General features: G+C 70.1%; 18 protein-coding genes and 5 tRNA genes. 9 read left to right on the top strand and 14 right to left on the bottom strand.

Annotated features, from left to right (window positions below; genetic code table 11):
- Positions 1-130: 130 nt before the first annotated feature.
- The 3 genes from ACFY15_RS01050 to leuC form a co-directional block, all read right to left on the bottom strand.
- Positions 131-358 carry a hypothetical protein gene (locus tag ACFY15_RS01050; protein WP_042816772.1) on the bottom strand — a complete coding sequence of 76 codons (228 nt, stop codon included), beginning with the start codon at positions 356-358 and terminating at the stop codon, positions 131-133.
- Positions 359-495: 137 nt separating this feature from the next.
- A complete protein-coding gene (gene leuD, locus ACFY15_RS01055; protein WP_390688918.1) occupies positions 496-1,089 on the bottom strand; it encodes a 3-isopropylmalate dehydratase small subunit in 594 nt (197 codons plus the stop codon).
- 3 nt (positions 1,090-1,092) lie between these two features.
- Complete coding sequence (gene leuC / locus ACFY15_RS01060; protein ID WP_390688917.1) at positions 1,093-2,517, bottom strand: 3-isopropylmalate dehydratase large subunit; 1,425 nt, start codon at positions 2,515-2,517, stop codon at positions 1,093-1,095.
- A 121-nt stretch (positions 2,518-2,638) separates the two neighbouring features.
- Between leuC and ndgR the strand changes: the two genes are divergently transcribed.
- Positions 2,639-3,355, top strand: coding sequence for an IclR family transcriptional regulator NdgR (gene ndgR / locus ACFY15_RS01065; protein WP_007266782.1), 717 nt, complete (start codon positions 2,639-2,641; stop codon positions 3,353-3,355).
- 169 nt (positions 3,356-3,524) lie between these two features.
- Here ndgR and ACFY15_RS01070 read toward each other — a convergent pair.
- From ACFY15_RS01070 to ACFY15_RS01110, 9 genes are all read right to left on the bottom strand, one after another.
- A tRNA-Glu gene (locus tag ACFY15_RS01070) sits at positions 3,525-3,597 on the bottom strand.
- Positions 3,598-3,618: 21 nt separating this feature from the next.
- Positions 3,619-3,690 (bottom strand) — tRNA-Gln (locus ACFY15_RS01075).
- A gap of 22 nt (positions 3,691-3,712) precedes the next feature.
- Positions 3,713-3,788 (bottom strand) — tRNA-Glu (locus ACFY15_RS01080).
- Positions 3,789-3,849: 61 nt separating this feature from the next.
- Positions 3,850-3,922: transfer RNA gene (locus tag ACFY15_RS01085), tRNA-Glu, on the bottom strand.
- 27 nt (positions 3,923-3,949) lie between these two features.
- Positions 3,950-4,021: transfer RNA gene (locus ACFY15_RS01090), tRNA-Gln, on the bottom strand.
- An 88-nt stretch (positions 4,022-4,109) separates the two neighbouring features.
- On the bottom strand, positions 4,110-4,838 hold the full coding sequence (locus tag ACFY15_RS01095; protein ID WP_390688916.1) for an HAD family hydrolase: 729 nt from the start codon (positions 4,836-4,838) through the stop codon (positions 4,110-4,112).
- Positions 4,839-5,117: 279 nt separating this feature from the next.
- The gene (gltX, locus tag ACFY15_RS01100) at positions 5,118-6,593 is read right to left on the bottom strand and encodes a glutamate--tRNA ligase (protein WP_390688915.1); all 1,476 of its coding nucleotides are present in this window, start codon (positions 6,591-6,593) and stop codon (positions 5,118-5,120) included.
- A complete protein-coding gene (locus ACFY15_RS01105) occupies positions 6,586-7,374 on the bottom strand; it encodes a fumarylacetoacetate hydrolase family protein (RefSeq protein ID WP_390688914.1) in 789 nt (262 codons plus the stop codon). Before ACFY15_RS01105 ends, gltX begins: the two co-directional genes overlap by 8 nt.
- A gap of 97 nt (positions 7,375-7,471) precedes the next feature.
- A complete protein-coding gene (locus tag ACFY15_RS01110; RefSeq protein WP_390688913.1) occupies positions 7,472-7,660 on the bottom strand; it encodes a hypothetical protein in 189 nt (62 codons plus the stop codon).
- Positions 7,661-8,239: 579 nt separating this feature from the next.
- Between ACFY15_RS01110 and ACFY15_RS01115 the strand changes: the two genes are divergently transcribed.
- From ACFY15_RS01115 to ACFY15_RS01150, 8 genes are all read left to right on the top strand, one after another.
- Positions 8,240-11,998, top strand: a complete 3,759-nt coding sequence (locus tag ACFY15_RS01115; protein ID WP_390824847.1) for a nitrate- and nitrite sensing domain-containing protein — start codon at positions 8,240-8,242, stop codon at positions 11,996-11,998.
- Between the two features lie 9 nt (positions 11,999-12,007).
- Entirely contained in the window at positions 12,008-12,421 is a 414-nt protein-coding gene (locus tag ACFY15_RS01120; protein WP_042820501.1) for a roadblock/LC7 domain-containing protein, read from the top strand.
- Positions 12,422-12,572: 151 nt separating this feature from the next.
- On the top strand, positions 12,573-12,965 hold the full coding sequence (locus ACFY15_RS01125; protein WP_267012008.1) for a DUF742 domain-containing protein: 393 nt from the start codon (positions 12,573-12,575) through the stop codon (positions 12,963-12,965).
- Positions 12,946-13,527, top strand: a complete 582-nt coding sequence (locus tag ACFY15_RS01130) for an ATP/GTP-binding protein (RefSeq protein WP_079429943.1) — start codon at positions 12,946-12,948, stop codon at positions 13,525-13,527. The genes ACFY15_RS01125 and ACFY15_RS01130 overlap by 20 nt, the downstream gene beginning before the upstream one ends.
- 285 nt (positions 13,528-13,812) lie before the next feature.
- Complete coding sequence (locus tag ACFY15_RS01135) at positions 13,813-17,016, top strand: nitrate- and nitrite sensing domain-containing protein (protein WP_390824848.1); 3,204 nt, start codon at positions 13,813-13,815, stop codon at positions 17,014-17,016.
- A 10-nt stretch (positions 17,017-17,026) separates the two neighbouring features.
- Positions 17,027-17,440, top strand: coding sequence for a roadblock/LC7 domain-containing protein (locus tag ACFY15_RS01140; protein WP_030037347.1), 414 nt, complete (start codon positions 17,027-17,029; stop codon positions 17,438-17,440).
- Positions 17,441-17,533: 93 nt separating this feature from the next.
- Positions 17,534-18,088: a DUF742 domain-containing protein gene (locus ACFY15_RS01145; protein WP_344170358.1), complete on the top strand. Its 555-nt coding sequence runs from the start codon at positions 17,534-17,536 to the stop codon at positions 18,086-18,088.
- Positions 18,069-18,650: an ATP/GTP-binding protein gene (locus tag ACFY15_RS01150; RefSeq protein ID WP_079429940.1), complete on the top strand. Its 582-nt coding sequence runs from the start codon at positions 18,069-18,071 to the stop codon at positions 18,648-18,650. Before ACFY15_RS01145 ends, ACFY15_RS01150 begins: the two co-directional genes overlap by 20 nt.
- A 148-nt stretch (positions 18,651-18,798) precedes the next feature.
- On the opposite strand, the gene ACFY15_RS01155 is transcribed toward ACFY15_RS01150, so the two are convergent.
- Both ACFY15_RS01155 and ACFY15_RS01160 read right to left on the bottom strand, forming a co-directional pair.
- Positions 18,799-18,999 (bottom strand): acyl-CoA carboxylase subunit epsilon, encoded by a 201-nt coding sequence (locus ACFY15_RS01155; RefSeq protein ID WP_390688910.1) that lies wholly within the window; start codon positions 18,997-18,999, stop codon positions 18,799-18,801.
- A gap of 24 nt (positions 19,000-19,023) precedes the next feature.
- Positions 19,024-20,607, bottom strand: coding sequence for an acyl-CoA carboxylase subunit beta (locus ACFY15_RS01160; protein WP_390688909.1), 1,584 nt, complete (start codon positions 20,605-20,607; stop codon positions 19,024-19,026).
- Positions 20,608-20,823 lie beyond the last annotated feature (216 nt).

Genomic DNA, 20,823 nt, shown 5'->3' on the forward strand with positions numbered 1-20,823 from the left:
AGACCTCGCCAGAACGAATGTGTTCAAGCTTATTTCGCACGTTAGGCGGATATATACCGCAAATCAAACACGAAACGGGCTAATCACCCTAGTGCCGCAACGCTGTGAGCCGTTACGGAGTTCCTTCGCATCAGTCGCCTTCAGGGAATCGACCCTCGTCGAGGTCCTTCATCAACCTGTCCAGGCGCCTTGCCGCATCGGCGAGATCGTGCTTCGACGCGGCAGTGACGACCAACAGCTTCCGGGACAGCGCCATCCTTACGCCCTCCGGGACTTGCAGTGCGCGCACCCTGGTGTGTGCTTCTTTCAACCGGTCCGCGACGAGTTCGTAGAGCTCGAGTTGACTGTCGCGTTCCATGCACAGATTGTGCCATCTGGGGCGAGTTGTCGCCTCACGGGGCCTCAACATACGGCTGTGCCCCCCGCCGGAAGGCGGGGGGCACAGTGTTGCCGACGCGATCACCCGAAGGCGAATAAGCGCTGATCAGGCAGGAATCAGACGCGAATCGTACGCGGCTTGAAGGCCGGCCGGGTGCTTTCGTAGGCGTCGATGTCGGCTTCGTTCTGAAGGGTGAGCGAGATGTCGTCCAGTCCTTCCAGCAGACGCCAGCGCGCGTTGTCGTCGAGTTCGAACTCCGCCTCGACGCCCTCGGCTCGGACCTTCCGGTCGACCAGGTCGACCGTGATCTCGGCGCTCGGGTCGGCCTCGGTGAGCTCCCACAGGCGGTCCACGGTCTCCTGCGGCAGGACGACGGTCAGCAGACCGTTCTTCAGCGAGTTGCCGCGGAAGATGTCGGCGAAGCGGGAGGAGATGACCGTCTTGAACCCGAAGTTCTGCAGGGCCCAGACGGCGTGCTCGCGGGAGGAGCCGGTACCGAAGTCGGGGCCGGCGACCAGCACGGTCGCACCCGCGCGCTCGGGGCGGTTGGTGACGAACTCCGGGTCCTTGCGCCAGGCCTCGAAGAGCCCGTCCTCGAATCCGTCACGGGTGATCTTCTTCAGCCAGTGGGCCGGGATGATCTGGTCGGTGTCGACGTTGCTGCGGCGCAGCGGGACGGCACGGCCGGTGTGGGTGGTGAAGGCTTCCATGGCTCAGACTCCGGCGGTGGCGTTGGCGTCGGACAGGTCGGCGGGCGAGGCCAGGTGGCCCAGCACGGCGGTGGCGGCGGCCACCTGCGGGGAGACCAGGTGGGTCCGCCCGCCCTTGCCCTGCCGGCCCTCGAAGTTGCGGTTGGAGGTGGACGCGGAACGCTCACCGGGGGCCAGTTGGTCGGGGTTCATGCCCAGGCACATGGAGCAGCCCGCGTGCCGCCATTCGGCGCCGGCGTCCTTGAAGACCTTGTCCAGGCCCTCCTCGACGGCCTGGAGGGCGACCCGGACGGAGCCCGGGACGACCAGCATCCGTACGCCGTCGGCGACTTTGCGGCCCCCGAGGATGCCGGCGACGGCGCGCAGGTCCTCGATGCGGCCGTTGGTGCAGGAACCTACGAAGACGGTGTCGACCTCGATCTCGCGCAGCGGCTGCCCGGCCGTCAACCCCATGTACTCCAGGGCCTTTTCGGCGGCGTGACGCTCCGAAGCGTCCTCGTACGAAGCCGGGTCGGGGACGCTCGCCGACAGGGGCGCGCCCTGGCCCGGGTTGGTGCCCCAGGTGACGAACGGGGAGAGCGCGGAGCCGTCGATGACGACCTCGGCGTCGAAGACGGCGTCGTCGTCGGTGCGCAGGGTCTTCCAGTAGGCGACCGCCGCGTCCCAGTCCTCGCCCGTCGGGGCGTGGTCGCGGCCCTCCAGGTAGTCGAAGGTGGTCTGGTCGGGGGCGATCATGCCCGCGCGGGCGCCCGCCTCGATCGACATGTTGCAGATGGTCATGCGGGCTTCCATCGAGAGCTTCTCGACGGCCTCGCCGCGGTACTCCAGGACGTATCCCTGGCCGCCGCCGGTGCCGATCTTGGCGATGATCGCCAGGATCAGGTCCTTGGCGGTGACGCCCTCGGCCAGCTCTCCGGTGACGGTGATCGCCATCGTCTTCGGGCGGGCCAGCGGCAGCGTCTGGGTGGCCAGCACGTGCTCGACCTGGCTGGTGCCGATGCCGAAGGCCAGCGCGCCGAAGGCGCCGTGCGTGGAGGTGTGGGAGTCACCGCAGACCACCGTGGTGCCCGGCTGGGTCAGGCCCAGCTGCGGCCCCACCACGTGCACGACACCCTGCTCGACATCGCCCAGCGAGTGCAGACGGACGCCGAACTCGGCGCAGTTCTTGCGCAGCGTCTCCAGCTGGGCCCGGGAGACCGGGTCCGCGATCGGCTTGTCGATGTCGAGGGTGGGGGTGTTGTGGTCCTCGGTGGCGATGGTGAGGTCCACTCGCCGGACCTTGCGGCCGGCCTGCCGCAGCCCTTCGAAGGCCTGCGGGCTGGTCACCTCGTGCAGCAGGTGGAGATCAATGAAGAGGAGATCGGGCTCGCCCTCGGCGCGCCGGACGACATGGTCGTCCCAGACCTTCTCCGCGAGTGTCCTACCCATCGCTCTTTCCCTCCGGCTCACCGTCCCGGACCCAGTGGTTCGTGGACCCGTACATACAGACTCGCTCGTTCTTGGAAAATTTGAACTTGCGTTTCACAGTGTGAGACGTGAATATCGTTTCATGGACAACTCTAGCGGCGTCGGCGTTCTCGACAAGGCAGCTCTGGTATTGAGCGCACTGGAGTCCGGTCCGGCCACCCTCGCCGGGCTGGTCGCGGCGACAGGGCTCGCACGACCCACGGCACATCGCCTTGCCGTGGCACTGGAACACCACCGGATGGTGGCGAGGGACATGCAGGGCCGGTTCATCCTCGGTCCGCGGCTGGCGGAGCTCGCCGCCGCGGCCGGCGAGGACCGTCTGCTGGCCACGGCGGGACCGGTGCTCACGCACCTCCGTGACGTGACGGGCGAGAGCGCGCAGCTCTACCGCCGTCAGGGCGACATGCGCATCTGCGTGGCGGCCGCCGAGCGGCTGTCGGGCCTGCGGGACACCGTCCCGGTGGGCTCCACGCTCCCGATGAAGGCCGGATCGGCGGCCCAGATCCTGATGGCCTGGGAGGAGCCCGAGCGGCTCCACCGCGGGCTGCAGGGCGCGCGCTTCACGGCGACGGCCCTGTCGGGCGTACGGCGCCGCGGGTGGGCCCAGTCGATCGGCGAGCGGGAGCCCGGCGTGGCATCCGTCTCGGCGCCGGTGCGCGGCCCCTCGAACCGCGTGGTGGCCTCCGTGTCGGTCTCCGGCCCGATCGAGCGCCTGACCCGGCATCCGGGGCGCATGCACGCCCAGGCCGTCATCGACGCGGCCGCCCGCCTGACGGAGGCCCTGCGCCGCTCCGGCTGATCCCGCCCGTTCCCACCCCCGGGCCCGGGGGCGCGTACGACGCCGCACACGTCCGAACTCGCGCCCCCGGGCCCACACTTGTCCCCGGGACCGGCGCCCTTCCGGCACGACCCGCCCGGGAACGGCGAAGAGGCCCTCCGCGATGATCGCGGAGGGCCTCTTCTTCATGTACCCCCGACCGGATTCGAACCGGCGCTACCGCCTTGAGAGGGCGGCGTGCTAGGCCGCTACACAACGGGGGCTAGCTTTACTGCGGTACTGCGCTGGGCTACCAGGACTCGAACCTAGAATAAGGGAACCAGAAACCCTCGTGTTGCCAATTACACTATAGCCCAATGGTCTAGACCTGCCAGACCTTGGTACCCCCGACCGGATTCGAACCGGCGCTACCGCCTTGAGAGGGCGGCGTGCTAGGCCGCTACACAACGGGGGCCCTAGCGATCCTGCATCAAAACCTCCGGGAGCGACCCTGGAGATCCTGCGGGAAGGATCTGTACCCCCGACCGGATTCGAACCGGCGCTACCGCCTTGAGAGGGCGGCGTGCTAGGCCGCTACACAACGGGGGCAAAGCACTGCGTTACTGCTGCACTGCGCTGGGCTACCAGGACTCGAACCTAGAATAAGGGAACCAGAAACCCTCGTGTTGCCAATTACACTATAGCCCACCGAACTTCAAGCCCTTGAGGGCCTTTCGTTTGGTTAGCGCCTCCGGTTTCCGGCCTCTCGGCCCGTCTCCCCGGCGCAGAAAGAACATTACCGGATGCCTGACCGTGCTCCAAAACGGGTATCAGCGGCCAGCAGCGCGGGGAGCCGTTCGAGCCCCTCGATCCTGTGGACGCCCGCGGGTCCGGGCCCCCTTCCCCCGTCCCGGTCGAGCCAGACGGCGGTCAGTCCCGCGTCGCGCGCGCCGCGCGCGTCGATCTCCGGCTGGTCCCCCACGTACGCCACCTCGGCCGGGGGCAGCCCGAGCGCTCCGCAGGCGGCGAGGAAGGCCGCGGCGTCGGGCTTGCTGACCCCGAGCTCGGCCGCGCACACCAGCACTTCGAAGCGGTCGCGCAGGCCGAGGCGGCGCAGCTTGGGGTCCTGGTTGGCCTCGGAGGAGTTGGAGAGCACGCCGTGCCGGTAGCGGCCGGCGAGGACGTCCAGGGTGGGCAGGACGTCCGGGAAGAGGGACCAGGCGGCCTGGTAGTGCGCGACGTAGCGTTCGAACCAGGCGTCGGCCTCGTCGTCGCCCAGGGCCGGCCGGTTCAGGAAGTCCCGCACCCGGTCCTGGCGCTGGCCCCTGAAGGTGACCTCGCCTGCGGCGAAGCGCGCCCAGTGCAGTTCCGTGACCCGCCGCCACTCGGCCAGGGCCTCGGCGGGGGTTTCGTGGCGCTCCCCGAGGCCCTCGTCCCGCAGGTGCTGGGCCAGCCCGGCCGCATCGGCCCCCGTGTAGTCGAAGAGGGTGTCGTCGATGTCCCACAGCACGGCGCGGATCGGCATACCGGCGAGCCTACGCCCGGGCGGGGGCGCGCGGGGGCGGGACGGGAAACCCGGCCGCGCCGTGGGCCGCGTCACACCCCGGCGGTCCGCTCCGAGGGCCGGCGCTCCCGCCGGGTGGGCCGCGTCACACCCGCGCCCGCGCGCGGTGCGGCCGCGTGCGGTGCGGCCGCGTGCACCGGACGGGTGTGAGCGTTCTCACCGCGCGCCGCTCCCGGGGCGCGCGGGAACGCCGAAGGGGCGGCAGCCTGGTCGGCTGCCGCCCCTTCGGAAGGGCGCGGGTCAGGCGGCGAGCTTCGCCAGGGCCGCGTCGATGCGCGCGATCGAGCGCTCCTTGCCCAGGATCTCCAGGGACTCGAAGAGCGGCAGGCCGACGGTGCGGCCGGTGACGGCCACGCGGACCGGGGCCTGGGCCTTGCCGAGCTTGAGGCCGTGGGCCTCGCCGGCGGCCAGGACGGCCTGCTTGAGGGACTCGGGGTCCGCCCAGTCGGCGGCGAGGAGGTTCTCCCGGGCCGTGGCCAGCAGGGCCGCGGGCTCGCCCTTCATGGCCTTGTCCCAGGAAGCCTGGTCCTCGACGGGCTCCTTGAGGAAGAGGAAGTCCACGTTGGCCGTGATGTCCGAGAGGACGGTCACACGGGTCTGGGCGTGCGGGGCGATCCGGTCCCAGGCGGCGGCGTCGAAGTCCTCGGGCGCCCAGTTGGCGTGCGGGGCCCGCAGCCACGGGGCGCAGGCGTCCGCGAAGGCCTTCGGGTCCAGCCGGCGGATGTGGTCGGCGTTGATCGCCTCGGCCTTCTTGAGGTCGAAGCGCGCCGGGTTGGCGTTGACGCCGTCGATGTCGAACTTCGCCACCATCTCCTCGATCGAGAAGATGTCCTGGTCCTTGGAGAAGGACCAGCCGAGGAGCGAGAGGTAGTTCAGCAGGCCCTCGGGCAGGAAGCCGCGCTCGCGGTAGAGGTTGAGCGAGGACTCGGGGTCGCGCTTGGAGAGCTTCTTGTTGCCCTCGCCCATCACGTACGGCAGGTGGCCGAACTGCGGGGTGGCCTTGGCGACGCCCAGCTCGATCAGCGCCTTGTAGAGGGCGATCTGGCGGGGGGTGGAGGAGAGCAGGTCCTCGCCGCGCAGGACGTGCGTGATCTCCATCAGCGCGTCGTCGACCGGGTTGACCAGCGTGTAGAGCGGGGCGCCGTTCGCGCGGACGATGCCGAAGTCCGGCACGTTCTCCGGGGTGAAGGAGAGCTCGCCGCGGACCAGGTCCGTGAAGGTGATGGTCTCGTCGGGCATCCGGAAGCGGACGATGGAGGTGCGGCCCTCTGCCTCGTACGCGGCGACCTGCTCGGAGGTCAGCTCGCGGCAGTGGCCGTCGTAGCCCGAGGGCTTGCCGGCGGCGCGGGCGGCGTCGCGGCGGGTGTCGAGCTCCTCGGTGGTGCAGTAGCAGTGGTAGGCGTAGCCGCCGTCCTGGAGCTTCTGCGCGACGTCCTTGTAGATGTCCATCCGCTCGGACTGCCGGTACGGGGCGTGCGGGCCGCCGACCTCGGGGCCCTCGTCCCAGGTGAAGCCGAGCCAGCGCAGCGAGTCGAGCAGCTGGACGTACGACTCCTCGGAGTCGCGGGCCGCGTCGGTGTCCTCGATGCGGAAGACGAACGTACCGCCGTGGTGACGGGCGAACGCCCAGTTGAAGAGGGCGGTGCGGACCAGGCCCACGTGGGGGTTGCCGGTCGGGGAGGGACAGAAACGTACGCGGACGTTCGCGTTAGCCACGCTTGATCACCCTGTTGGTGAGAGTGCCGATGCCTTCGATGGTGACGGCGACCTCGTCGCCGACGTTGAGGGGGCCGACTCCGGCCGGGGTCCCCGTGAGGATGACGTCGCCCGGGAGGAGCGTCATGGCCTCGCTGATGTGCACGACCAGGTCCTCGACGGAGCGGACCATGTCGCTGGTGCGGCCGAGCTGGCGCTGTTCGCCGTTGACGGTGCACTGGACCGTCAGGTCGGACGGGTCCAGGTCGGTCTCGATCCAGGGGCCGAGGGGGCAGGCGCTGTCGAAGCCCTTGGCCCGGGCCCACTGCTTCTCCCGCTGCTGGACGTCGCGGGCGGTGACGTCGTTGGCACAGGTGTAGCCGAGGACGACGTCCTTGACGCGCTCCTTCGGGACCTCGCGGCACATGCGGCCGATGACCACGGCGAGCTCCGCCTCGTGGTGGACGTCCTGGGAGAAGGAGGGGTAGACGATCGGGTCGCCGGAGCCGACCACCGAGGTGGAGGGCTTGAAGAAGGTGATGGGTGCCTCGGGGAGCTCGTTGCCGAGCTCCGCCGCGTGCTCCGCGTAGTTGCGGCCGACGGCCACGACCTTGTTCGGGAGCACGGGCGGCAGCAGCCGGACCTTGCTCAGCGGGACCTTCGTGCCGGAGAGCTCGAAGTCCGCGAACGGGATGCCCTTGATGATGTCGAGGACGAGCTCGCCTTCGGCGCCGGGGGCAGTGCTGCCCTCGACCGCGCCGAACGCGACGTTGCCGTCGATCGAGAACCTGGCGATGCGCACCTGCTGCGTCTGCCCCTCTTTGTGTTTCCGCTGGCTGGAGTCTGCGGACTCCAGGCTAACGCGGTGGGGGCCGGCGCTTCGCGCTCCTTTACTGCCGCTACTGCTGCGCGGCGGCCACCGGCGCGTCCATGAGGACGGTGCGGCGCGGGTTCGCGGTCTGGGCGGGCAGCTCGACGCGGTGGTCCGGGGTGGCCGGGGCCGCCTGCAGCTCCTCGGCGTCCTTGAGGTGCGCGAGGGTGGTGCGGCGGGGGTTGGCTATGTTGCGGATCATCGACGTCGTCTTCATCGGAGTTTCGGGCCCTCGGCTCGCTGGTGGGGTGCGGGTCGTCTGCCGCGCCGGATGTGGCGCCAACCCTTTAACAGGCAAGGCTAAACACCCGAATCCCCGACTGAACCGGTAAGTAACAGCCATTGTCATGTGAGTTTCCTCACCAGCGAGCGGGCAATACGGACATAACTCACAGTCAATTGCCGCCCTCGAAACGGACATTGCGCCACTGAATGCAGCATTCCGCTCCTGATCATCTCGACTGGGACACCTTGCCAGGCGCAAGGTTTGATTGATGTAAGTCCGATTCATCCCCATTGATCTTCGACGTCGCGTAGCGCCGATGTCACAAATAGTGACCGGCTCGCCGGTGCGACACGCGCACCTTGTTGGAGATCCCCCACTGTGCTGGAATTCGCGAGACCGCCGCGGGTATCAGCCGGTGCGCAGGTGGCGCAAGAGAGCGCCGAGCGCGGTGGCATCGACAGGGAAACGCGCCGGTCACCGACGACCACCATGGGGCCGTCAGTGCCCCACGACTCGACACCGTTCCGCCGCTCATCCGGTGGGGCGCCTGGTCCAGAGGTTGCGACGCTAGTGCAGGGACGATTCAAGAGGGATGGCAAGGGGTCTCCCCAGGCCCTTCAGGGCCGAGGGGAAGCTGCGGCGGAGCAGGAGCCGCTCGGCGGGACCGACCGTGGCGCCTCGCCCCAGCACGCCCCGGGCCGCGGCCCGGCACTCGAAGGGGCGGGGCCCGACCCCTCCCCCGCGGGGAAGGCCAAGGGCCGCGGGAAGTCCGGCAAGGCCCCGAAGGCCGGCCGGTCCAAGGGCAAGGCCAAGGCCGAGCCCCTCCCGCAGGACGAGGCGATACCCAAGGCCCCCAGTTCGGGTTCGCGTCTCGCGATGCAGAACTGGCGCATCAGCACGCGACTGGTGTCGCTGCTGACCCTGCCCGTCGTCGCGGCCACCACCCTCGGTGGCTTCCGCATCAACGACTCGCTCAACGACATCGCCCAGCTGGAGCACATGCAGCTCCTGACGACGATGACCCGGCAGGCCACCAACCTGGCCGCCATGCTCCAGGAGGAGCGGGACAAGTCGGCCGGTCCGATGTCGATCACCAAGGACGGCAAGGCCAACAGCCTCGTCCAGGGTGTCCGCGACCAGACCGACGCCGCCGCCAAGGCCTTCAACGCCGCGACCGACAAGGTCGACAGCGCGGAGGACAAGGACGAGACCCTCAAGTCGATCCGCAACAACATCCTGCAGATCGGCCGCCAGCTCACGGGCATCGAGGACATCCGCAAAAAGGCGTACATGAACGGCGCCCAGCAGACGGTCACCGAGTACAACGCCCTGATCGTCTCGCTGCTCTCGCTGTCGCAGGACATGGCCCAGGCCACCTCCAACCCGGAGATGATCAAGCGCACCCGCGCCCTGGCCGCGTTCTCCTCCGCCAAGGAGTACGCCTCCATCCAGCGCGCCGTCATCGCCGCCTCGCTCCTCGAAAGCAGCGACAAGCCGGGCAAGCTGGACGAGAACGACCGCCTCTACGGCCTCTCCGCGCTCCGCGGCGAGAGCCAGGCGAAGAAGACCTTCGAGCTCGTCTACCAGGGCAAGCCCGAGGAGCTCCTCGCGGCGCTCGGCGACGGCAACACCGAGATCGGCAGCGCCGACCACTACGCCCGCCGCGTCCTGAGCACCCAGGGACAGTTCCTCAAGGAGAAGAACCGGTCCTGGATGGACTGGTACGACGCCGACGACACCAAGCTCCAGGCCATGAAGGTCATCGAGCTGACCCTGCTCGAGGACATGGAGCAGAAGGCCCGCGAGCTCAAGAACGAGTCGCAGCAGGACGCCATCATCAACGGTGCCCTGATCCTCCTCGTCCTCGGTGTCTCCCTCGTCGGCGCCTTCGTCATGGCCCGGTCCATGATCCGCTCGCTGCGCCGCCTCCAGGACACCGCGACGCGCGTCGCCCAGGACCGCCTGCCCGAGCTCGTCAAGCAGCTCTCGGAGTCGGACCCGCAGGACGTCGACACCTCCGTGGAGTCCGTCGGCCTGCACACCCGCGACGAGATCGGCCAGGTGGCCGCGGCCTTCGACCACGTGCACCGCGAGGCCGTCCGCCTCGCCGCCGAGCAGGCCCTCCTCCGGGGCAACGTCAACGCGATGTTCACCAACCTCTCGCGCCGCTCCCAGGGCCTCATCCAGCGTCAGCTGTCGCTCATCTCCGAACTGGAGTCGCGCGAGGCCGACCCGGACCAGCTCTCCTCGCTCTTCAAGCTCGACCACCTCGCCACCCGAATGCGGCGGAACGGTGAGAACCTCCTCGTCCTCGCGGGTGAGGAGCCGGGCCGCCGGTGGACCCGCCCCGTCCCGCTCGTCGACGTGCTCCGCGCCGCCGCGTCCGAGGTGGAGCAGTACGAGCGCATCGAACTGGCGGCGGTGCCCGGCACCGATGTCGCCGGCCGCGTCGTCAACGACCTCGTGCACCTGCTCGCCGAGCTGCTGGAGAACGCCACCTCGTTCTCCTCCCCGCAGACGAAGGTCAAGGTCACCGGTCACGCGCTGCCCGACGGCCGCGTGCTCGTCGAGATCCACGACACCGGTATCGGCCTGTCCCCCGAGGACCTCGCCGCGATCAACGAGCGGCTCGCGTCGCCGCCGACCGTGGACGTCTCCGTCTCCCGCCGCATGGGCCTGTTCGTGGTCGGCCGCCTGTCCCTGCGACACGGCATCCGCATCCAGCTGCGCCCCTCCGACTCGGGCGGTACGACGGCGCTCGTCATGCTCCCGGTGGACGTCGCCCAGGGCGGCAAGAAGCCGGGTCCGATGCCGGGCCAGGGCGGCGCGCAGGGCGGCCAGGGTGCTCCCGGCGGCCAGGGCCCGGTGTCCGGCGCCGGCGCGCGTCCCCCCGTGGGCGCGGGCCAGCAGCGCGGCCAGGTCGGCGGCGGCCAGCGTCCGGCGCTGCCGGGCCAGGGCGGCCCGGCCGGCGGTCCGCAGCAGCGTCCGCAGGGCCAGGGTCCCCGTCCGCAGGGCGGCCCCGCCGCCCCCACGGGCCAGGGCCAGGGCGGCTTCGGCGGCGGTGCCCCGCAGCCCACCCGCGGCCAGGGCGGCCCCGCCGGTGCTCCGGCAGCCCAGGACAACAACCTCTTCAGCGGTCCGCAGGCCCGTCCCGCGGGCGTGCCCCAGGCCTCCGGCCCCGGTGTCTTCCCGGCCCAGGGAGGCGGCTTCGAGCGTCCCCAGCAGCAGCCCCAGGGCGGCCCCGGCTTCGGCCAGCAGCAGCCCGGGCAGGCCCCGCAGCAGGCCCCCGGAGCCCCCGTCAAGCGCCGGCGTCCGCAGCTGCCGCCGCAGGGCGGCGCCGCGGCCCGTCCGGAGCTTCCGGGCGCGGGCGGCCCGTCCGCCGGGATGCCTCAGGCCACGAGCTGGGGTGCCGGCCAGGCCGGGCAGGAGGCCCCCCGCGGCCACGACGAGCTGTCGGGCCCCGGTTCGACGGCGGAGTTCGCCCGCCCCGACTTCAACGCCCCGTACCCGCAGGCCGCCGGCGGCACCCCCGTCGGCTCCACGACGGGGCAGTTCGAGCGCCCCGAGGTACGCGGTCCCCAGGACCCGTCCGCCACCGGGCAGTTCGAGCGTCCGCAGGCGGGCGGCCCCCTGGACCTGTCCTCGACGGGCCAGTTCGCCCGCCCCGGCGGCCCCGGTGCCGGCGGGTACGCGGACCAGCAGCCCCAGGACCGGCAGCCCGGCGGCTACGCCCCCGCGCCCATGCCGGCGCCGCGTGCCGAGGCCCCGCAGCTCCCGCAGGCGTACCAGCCGGAGGCGCTGCCGCCGGCCCAGGCCCAGCCCGGTGGTGAACCGCGCAGTCCGATCTTCGATACGCTGGACTCGAACTGGTCCGGCCAGAACGGCGGCCCGTCCTCCGGACAGGCGCCGGGCGTTCCGCAGCAGCCCCAGCAGGCGCCGGCACCCCAGCAGCAGCCGCTGCCGCAGCGGGGACACGAGCCCGCGGCCGAACCCGCCACGGCGGTCACCGGCAGCACGCCGACGGTCAGCTGGCGGTCCTCCCCCAACGACGAGCTGATGCGGCAGGCCGAGCGCGTGCGCCAGCCCGCCGCCGGCGGGATCACCACCTCGGGGCTCCCCCGGCGGGTGCCGCGGGCCAACCTCGTCGCCGGTACCGCCCAGCAGCAGGCCGACGCCCCGGCCGGGCCGCAGGTGTCGCGCGCCCCGGACGACGTGCGCGGCCGTCTCACCAACCTCCGACGCGGTATCCAGCAGGGACGGCAGGCCGGCGGGTCCGGCCCGGCGACCGGCAGTTACCCCATCGACCCCACTTACCAGCAGGAGCGATAGTTGAGCTCGATGAGCCAGGCGGCACAGAACCTGAACTGGTTGATCACCAACTTCGTGGACAACACCCCCGGGGTGTCCCACACCGTGGTGGTCTCCGCCGACGGACTCCTTCTGGCCATGTCCGAAGGGTTCCCCCGCGACCGCGCCGACCAGCTGGCGGCCGTGGCCTCCGGTCTGACCTCGCTGACCGCCGGGGCCTCCCGGATCTTCGAGGGCGGCGCCGTCAACCAGACCGTGGTCGAGATGGACCGGGGATTCCTCTTCCTCATGTCCGTCTCCGACGGGTCCTCGCTGGCCGTCCTGGCGCACCCCGAGTGCGACATCGGCCTCGTGGGCTACGAGATGGCCCTCCTCGTGGACCGCGCCGGCAACGTCCTCACCCCGGACCTGCGCGCGGAGCTCCAGGGAAGCCTGCTCACCTGACACCCCCTCTCCCGGCCGGACGGTACTTCCGGCCGGGAGGACCGGGACCGCGTCCCGGAACCCCAGTACCCCCGAAGGCCGTCATCAAGTCCCCCCACCGGCCGCCCCGTCAGACGGCACGCTGACCACTGCTGTCCAGCCCGGAGGATCAATGACCCCGCCCCCCGCCTATCCCGATGCGTACGGAGATTCGTACTCGGAAGGCGACCAGCCGCTGGTGCGTCCGTACGCGATGACCGGCGGCCGGACCCGGCCGCGCTACCAGCTCGCCATCGAGGCGCTGGTCAGCACGACGGCAGACCCGATGCACCTGTCCAACCTGCTGCCGGAGCACCAGCGCATCTGCACTCTGTGCCGCGAGGTGAAGTCGGTCGCGGAGGTCTCCGCGCTGCTGTCGATGCCGCTCGGTGTGGCCCGCATCCTCGTCGCCGACCTGGCGGAGGCCGGCATGGTGGCCATCCACCAGCCGGGCAATGGAGAGGCCGGCGGAACGCCGGACGTTACGCTGCTCGAAAGGGTGCTCAGTGGACTTCGCAAGCTCTAACGGCGGAGCGGCTCGCTCCACCACCTCCGCGAAGATCGTGGTGGCGGGCGGCTTCGGCGTGGGCAAGACCACGTTCGTCGGCGCGGTCTCCGAGATCAACCCCCTGCGCACCGAAGCCGTCATGACCAGCGCCTCGGCCGGAATCGACGACCTCACCCACACCGGTGACAAGACGACCACCACGGTCGCCATGGACTTCGGCCGCATCACCCTGGACCAGGACCTGATCCTGTACCTCTTCGGTACCCCCGGACAGGACCGCTTCTGGTTCATGTGGGACGACCTCGTCCGCGGCGCCATCGGCGCCGTCGTCCTCGTCGACACCCGACGCCTCGCCGACTGCTTCCCCGCCGTCGACTACTTCGAGAACAGCGGCCTCCCCTTCGTCATCGCCCTCAACGGCTTCGACGGACACCAGCCCTACACCCCCGAAGAAGTCCGCGAGGCCCTCCAGATCGGCCCCGACGCCCCCATCATCACCACCGACGCCCGCCACCGCGGCGACGCCAAGAGCGCACTCATCACGCTCGTCGAACACGCCCTCATGGCACGGCTGAAGTAACACCGGGCCAAACGCGGAGGCGGGCTGTGTCATAGGACACGGCCCGCCTCTGGTGTTCATAACGTTTCGACAGAGAATTACTCTCACATGGACACGGCATGCGTTCACCCGGTGCCGCTGTGCGCACGACTGACCCCATTTTTGCCGCCGCTCGCTCTTTATGTCCGTTTTATGTGGGACTTAGGTCTCTGGGAATGGCTGGTTTCAACTGTTTGGAATACGGCGCTTAATCGTGCTGGAATTCAACGAACTAGCTAGTAGCACCGCCGAGAGGTTGTTGGTCGAGTGAGGCGAAGCAACTCGAGCCCCGCGGATGAACCCGCGCGCGGCAACTTCACCCCGCCGCCGCGCGCGGCCATGTCGCCCGTCGACGTGCCCGTGGAGCCACCCGCGAGCGGCGGCAGCACCAGCAAGCTCGCGCCCCGCAACTGGCGGGTGCCGACGCGTCTGAACGCGATCCTCCTCGTGCCCGTCCTTGTCGGACTGGTCATGGGCGGCTTCCAGGTGAAGGGCTCGATCGACACCTGGAACGAGGCGAAGGACGCCGAGAAGACCGTCCGCATCGTCCAGGCGGCGGCCGAATACGGCCAGGCCCTCCTCAACGAGCGCGACCTCAGCGCCGAGCCGCTCCTCAAGGGCGACCGCAACAACGAGGCCGTGACGAAGGCCTACGCGGCCACCGACGCAGCCAAGGCCAAGTTCGCCGCGGCCGTGAAGGACATGCCGCAGAAGCAGGGCCTGGAACGCCGCCTGGAGCTCTTCCGCCAGGAGGAGCCCAAGCTGGAGCAGGTCCGCAAGACGGCCTACGCCGTCCCGGAGTCCGCAAAGAAGAACCTCCCGACCTCGGCCGGCCCCGTGCCGACCGAGGAGGGCTACGTGCTGGTCCAGCACTACCTGATGCAGTTCTCCAACGAACTGGGCCTGGGCACCGGGAACGTCACCAGCTACGGCCGCATGGTCTACGCGGTCGAGCTGGCGAAGGCCGCCAACTCGCTCCAGCGCTCCATCGGCACGCACCTGCTGGTCCGCCCGAACGAGGACGAGAACGTCCGCAAGGCCCAGCTCGTCGCCTTCTCCTCCTACGCCTACCTCGAAGAGATCGCGGCCGGCGAGTACGTCGCCGCCGGTACCGAAGAGGACACCAACCGGCTCAAGGAGGTCATGGGCAAGAAGTCCCAGGAGGGCGCCGCCAAGCTCGCGCAGGCCAAGCAGGCCGCCGAGCAGGCCGGCACGCCCTTCAAGGCCCCGCCCGTGGTCAACGGCTCCGCCCTCACCGGCATGACCGAGGCGATAGCCGGCGGCGAGAAGCCCTCCAAGCTCGCCCTGGGCGGCACCACGCCGCAGGCCTGGCAGGCCGCCGCCACCGCCAAGTTCGACGGCTACGCCGAGATCGAGCACGAGCTCCTCGACAAGGCCGTCAAGGACACCGTCGCGATCTCCGACAAGGCCCAGAGCGACGCCATCCTGACCGGCGCCATCGTGGTCGTGGCCCTCCTCGCCGCCTTCATCCTGGCCGCGATGATGGCCCGCCAGATGAGCCGCTCGATGCTGCGCCTGCGCACCTCCGCCTTCGACATCGCCGAGCAGCGCCTGCCGATGCTCGTCGACCAGCTCTCGCGCACCGACCCGGGCAAGGTCGACACCCGTGTCGAGCCGATCCCGATCAACTCCCAGGACGAGATCGGCGAGGTCGCGCGCGCCTTCGACCAGGTCCACCGGGAAGCGGTCCGTCTCGCCGCCGAACAGGCGCTCCTGCGGGGCAACGTCAACGCGATCTTCACGAACCTCTCCATGCGCAACCAGTCGCTGATCGAGGGCCAGCTGACCCTCATCACCGACCTGGAGAACAACGAGGCCGACCCGGACCAGCTGGAGAACCTCTTCCGCCTGGACCACCTGGCCACCCGCATGCGCCGCAACGGCGAGAACCTCCTCATCCTCGCGGGTGAGAACCCGGGCCGCCGCTGGGACCAGCCGGTGCCCCTCGTCGACGTGCTGCGCGCCGCCTCCTCCGAGGTGGAGCAGTACGAGCGCATCGAGCTCTCGGGCGTCTCCGAGGCCGAGATCCACGGCCAGGCCGTGACCGACCTCGTGCACCTGCTCGCCGAGCTCCTGGAGAACGCCACCACGTTCTCCTCCCCCCAGACCAAGGTCCGGGTCAACGCCACGCGTCTGCCCGACGGCCGCGTGATGATCGAGATCCACGACAAGGGCATCGGCCTCACCGCCGAGGACTTCGCGGACATCAACCACAAGCTGGCCAACCCGCCGACCGTGGACGCCGCGATATCGCAGCGCATGGGTCTGTTCGTGGTCGGCCGGCTGGCGGACCGCCACAGCATCCGCGTCCAGCTGCGCCCCTCCGGCGAGCAGGCCGGCACCACGTCGCTGATCATGCTCCCCGACGCCATCACCCACGGTGGCGGTGGCGAGGGCATCCCGGACGACGACTTCACCGTCTCCTCGATCATCCCCGAGCAGCAGGCCCAGCAGGCCGCCCCGCTGCGCACCGCCGCCGAGCTCGGCTTCGACGACTCCCGCTACGAGGCCCAGGGCGGCCAGGGCGGCGAGGAGAAGCCGGCCGACCCGGTCGTGCGGTCCCTGGGCCGCGAGGAGCGCCGGGCCGCGCTGGAGGCGCAGCTCAACTTCGGGCAGGAGCAGGCCCCGCAGCCGGAGCAGCAGTACTCCGCCGACGGCTATCCGGAACCTCAGCCCGAGCACGCGTACCAGCCGTACCAGGAGTACGAGCAGCCGTCCGCGCAGGGCTACGAGGCTCCGTACGCCGAGCAGGGCCAGCAGCAGTCCTACGAGGCGTTCCCGGAGCAGGGCTACGCCTATCCGGAAGTCGGACACCAGGACCCGCAGCAGCCCGCCCAGGCGTACGACGGCGGCTACGCGGAGCAGTCCCAGCAGGCCGCATGGCCTGAGCAGAACACCTACGCAGAGGCGTACCAGCCGGACTACGGGAACGAATCGGAACCCCCGGCCGCTCCCGAACCGGCCGTGGACCGCGTAGGCTTCGACCGTCCGGGCGCCGCTGCCGACGCCGGTCACGCGTTGACCGGAGCGGGCCTGCCGCGACGCGGCAGCCAGCAACAGTGGGGTTCGGGTCAGAAGGAAGCGGAGCCCACCGGTTCTCTCTTCGAGCAGCGGCCGCAGCGACAGCAGCAGCCCGCCGAACCGAAGGGGGACCCGGAGGACGAGGCGGCCGGCGCGGGCTGGCGTTCGACGAACGACGAGCGCTGGCAGCAGGCCGGCAAGCTCCGTGAGCCGAAGGCGGGCGGGGTCACCTCGTCCGGTCTCCCTCGGCGGGTGCCCAAGGCCAACCTGGTCGAGGGCGCTGCGGAGACGACCCCGCAGGGCGGCCCCCAGGTCTCCCGCGCCCCGGAGGACGTGCGCGGCAGGTTGAGCAACCTGCGCCGTGGTGTCCAGCAGGGACGCAGCGCGGGTTCCGAGCAGTCAAGTAACAGCTATGACCAGGAGCGTTAGTGTGAGCGCGATGAGCCAGGCGGCGCAGAACCTGAACTGGTTGATCACCAACTTCGTGGACAACACCCCCGGGGTGTCCCACACCGTGGTGGTCTCCGCCGACGGCCTTCTGCTGGCGATGTCCGACGGATTCCCGCGCGACCGCGCCGATCAGCTGGCGGCCGTGGCCTCCGGTCTGACCTCGCTGACCGCCGGAGCCTCCCGCATCTTCGAGGGCGGCGCCGTCAACCAGACCGTGGTCGAGATGGACCGGGGATTCCTCTTCCTCATGTCCGTCTCCGACGGGTCCTCGCTCGCGGTGCTCGCGCACCCCGAGTGCGACATCGGCCTCGTGGGCTACGAGATGGCCCTCCTCGTGGACCGCGCCGGCAGCGTCCTCACCCCGGACCTGCGCGCGGAGCTGCAGGGAAGCCTTCTCAACTAGCAAACAAGCAGTGCGTTTCGCGTCATCGCACCGTAGGGTGCGGTGGCGCGGTTCCACAGGGAGTACTGCGTTCTTGGAGTCGGAGGAGGAGACGTGACAACACCCGGAGGACATCCTTATGGCGGCCAGCAGCCGCAGGGTGGGCACGACCAGAACCGCTTCAACTTCCCCTCCGCTCCCAGCCGGCCGATGCCGGAGCAGAACCCCTACGCGCAGCAACCGTACGGCCAGCCCCAGCAGCCCCAGGCGCCCCACAGGCTTCCGCAGCAGCCCCCCAGGGCCTCGCAGCCGCAGGCTCCGAAGGCGCACAACCCGCTGGTGCGCCCGTACGCGATGACCGGCGGCCGGACCCGGCCGCGCTACCAGCTCGCCATCGAGGCGCTGGTCAGTACCACGGCGGATCCCGCACGGCTGCAAGGGCAGTTGCCCGAGCACCAGCGCATCTGCCGTCTGTGCCAGGAGATCAAATCCGTCGCGGAGATCTCGGCACTTCTCTCCATTCCTCTTGGTGTCGCCCGCATCCTCGTAGCCGACCTGGCGGAGGCGGGCCTTGTCGCCATTCACCAGCCCGGCGGCGACGAGTCTGCCGGCGGCCAGCCAGATGTGACACTGCTCGAAAGGGTGCTCAGTGGACTTCGCAAGCTCTAACGGCGGAGCGGCTCGCTCCACCACCTCCGCGAAGATCGTGGTGGCGGGCGGCTTCGGCGTGGGCAAGACCACGTTCGTCGGCGCGGTCTCCGAGATCAACCCCCTGCGCACCGAAGCCGTCATGACCAGCGCCTCGGCCGGAATCGACGACCTCACCCACACCGGTGACAAGACGACCACCACGGTCGCCATGGACTTCGGCCGCATCACCCTGGACCAGGACCTGATCCTGTACCTCTTCGGTACCCCCGGACAGGACCGCTTCTGGTTCATGTGGGACGACCTCGTCCGCGGCGCCATCGGCGCCGTCGTCCTCGTCGACACCCGACGCCTCGCCGACTGCTTCCCCGCCGTCGACTACTTCGAGAACAGCGGCCTCCCCTTCGTCATCGCCCTCAACGGCTTCGACGGACACCAGCCCTACACCCCCGAAGAAGTCCGCGAGGCCCTCCAGATCGGCCCCGACGCCCCCATCATCACCACCGACGCCCGCCACCGCGGCGACGCCAAGAGCGCACTCATCACGCTCGTCGAACACGCCCTCATGGCACGGCTTCGGTAACCGGAGCGGAACCGCGCAAGGCCCCCGTGCCCTGGCACGGGGGCCTTCGCCGTACCCGGACACCGCGTGCGGGCGCGGACATGCGGACATGGCGAAGGCCCCGCACCGTGAAGGAACGGTGCGGGGCCTTTCGGGCGTGCGCTGCTGCTCAGCCCTGCCAGCTGTGCGGGGCCTGGAAGCCCCGGCTGCGCTCCAGCCGGCGCCATCCGGCGCTGGAGGGACGGGTGGTGGCGACCTCTTCGGGGGTGGCGGCGGCGCGGGCGAGCAGGATCGCGGTGATCGCGGCCAGCTCCTCGGGCGCGGCGTTGCCCTTCTCGACCTTCAGCAGGGTGTCGGTGGCGGTGCTCATCGTCGGCAGGTCTCCTCAGCTCGTTTACTGCGGCGGGTTGCCGTGCTTGCGAGACGGCAGATCGGCGTGCTTGGTGCGGAGCATCGCGAGGGCGCTGACGAGCACTCCGCGGGTCTCGGCGGGGTCGATGACGTCATCCACGAGGCCGCGCTCGGCCGCGTAGTAGGGGTGCATCAGCTCGGCCTTGTACTCCTTGACCATCCGGGCGCGCATGGCCTCGGGGTCCTCGGCGTCCGCGATCTGCTTGCGGAAGATCACGTTGGCCGCGCCCTCCGCGCCCATGACGGCGATCTCGTTGGTGGGCCAGGCGTAGGTCAGGTCGGCGCCGATGGACTGGGAGTCCATGACGATGTACGCGCCGCCGTAGGCCTTGCGCAGGATCAGCGAGATCCGCGGGACCGTGGCGTTGCAGTACGCGTAGAGCAGCTTGGCGCCGTGGCGGATGATTCCGCCGTGCTCCTGGTCGACGCCCGGCAGGAAGCCGGGAACGTCCAGCAGGGTGACGATCGGGATGTTGAAGGCATCGCACATCTGGACGAAGCGCGCGGCCTTCTCGGAGGCGTGGATGTCCAGGACGCCGGCAAGGTGGCCGGGCTGGTTGGCGATGATGCCGACGACCTGGCCGTCCAGGCGGGCCAGAGCGCAGATGATGTTGCGCGCCCACCGCTCATGGATCTCCAGGACGTCGCCGTCGTCGACGAGCTCCTCGATGACCTTGAGCATGTCGTACGGGCGGTTGCCGTCGGCGGGGACGAGGTCCAGGAGGACGTCCGAGCGCCGGTCGACCGGGTCGGTGTTCTCGTGGACCGGGGGGTTCTCGCGGTTGTTCGAGGGGAGCATCGTGATGAGGTAGCGGACCTCGGCGATGCAGGTCTCCTCGTCGTCGTACGCGAAGTGCGCGACGCCGGAGGTCTCGGCGTGCACGTCGGCGCCGCCGAGGCCGTTCTGGGTGATCTCCTCACCGGTGACGGCGCGGACGACGTCGGGGCCGGTGATGAACATCTGCGAGGTGTCGCGGACCATGAAGACGAAGTCCGTGAGCGCCGGGGAGTACGCGGCGCCGCCGGCACAGGGGCCCAGCATGACCGAGATCTGCGGGATGACGCCCGAGGCCTTGGTGTTGCGCTGGAAGATGCCGCCGTAGCCGGCGAGGGCGGAGACGCCCTCCTGGATACGGGCGCCCGCACCGTCGTTGAGGGAGACCAGCGGGGCGCCGGCCGCGATGGCCATGTCCATGATCTTGTGGATCTTGGTGGCGTGGGCCTCGCCCAGCGCGCCGCCGAAGATGCGGAAGTCGTGCGCGTAGACGAAGACCGTACGGCCCTCGACCGTGCCCCAGCCGGTGATGACGCCGTCGGTGTACGGCTTCTTGGCCTCCAGGCCGAAACCGGTGGCGCGGTGGCGGCGGAACTGCTCGACCTCCCGGAAGGAACCCTCGTCGAGCAGGAGCGCGATGCGCTCGCGGGCGGTCAGCTTGCCCTTGGCGTGCTGCGCCTCGGTCGCGCGGTCGCTGGGGCCGCGCCGTGCCTCCTCGCGGAGGGAGTGCAGCTCGGCCACGCGCCCGCGGGCGTCCGTCGGCTCGCTCGGAGTCTGGTCCACAACGGTCATGTACCGACCTTACGAAGCCGGGCCGTCAAAACCCTCCGTTGGTTCCGCACAGTCTCGGACCCCTCCTGCTGTGCGGGCCGGACAGAACCGCCGGAGTATGCAGGGACTCCCCCAGCGGGGACGGTCGGCCTTTGTGGGGTTCCCATAAATCTACCCCCGAACGGGTAATGTAGTTGAAATTTGAACGGAATGGCTCTAGCGTTGCTCTTGTTGAAC

The sequence above is a fragment of the Streptomyces sp. NPDC001373 genome (assembly GCF_042895815.1).
In the GTDB taxonomy this organism is placed as follows: Bacteria; Actinomycetota; Actinomycetes; order Streptomycetales; family Streptomycetaceae; genus Streptomyces.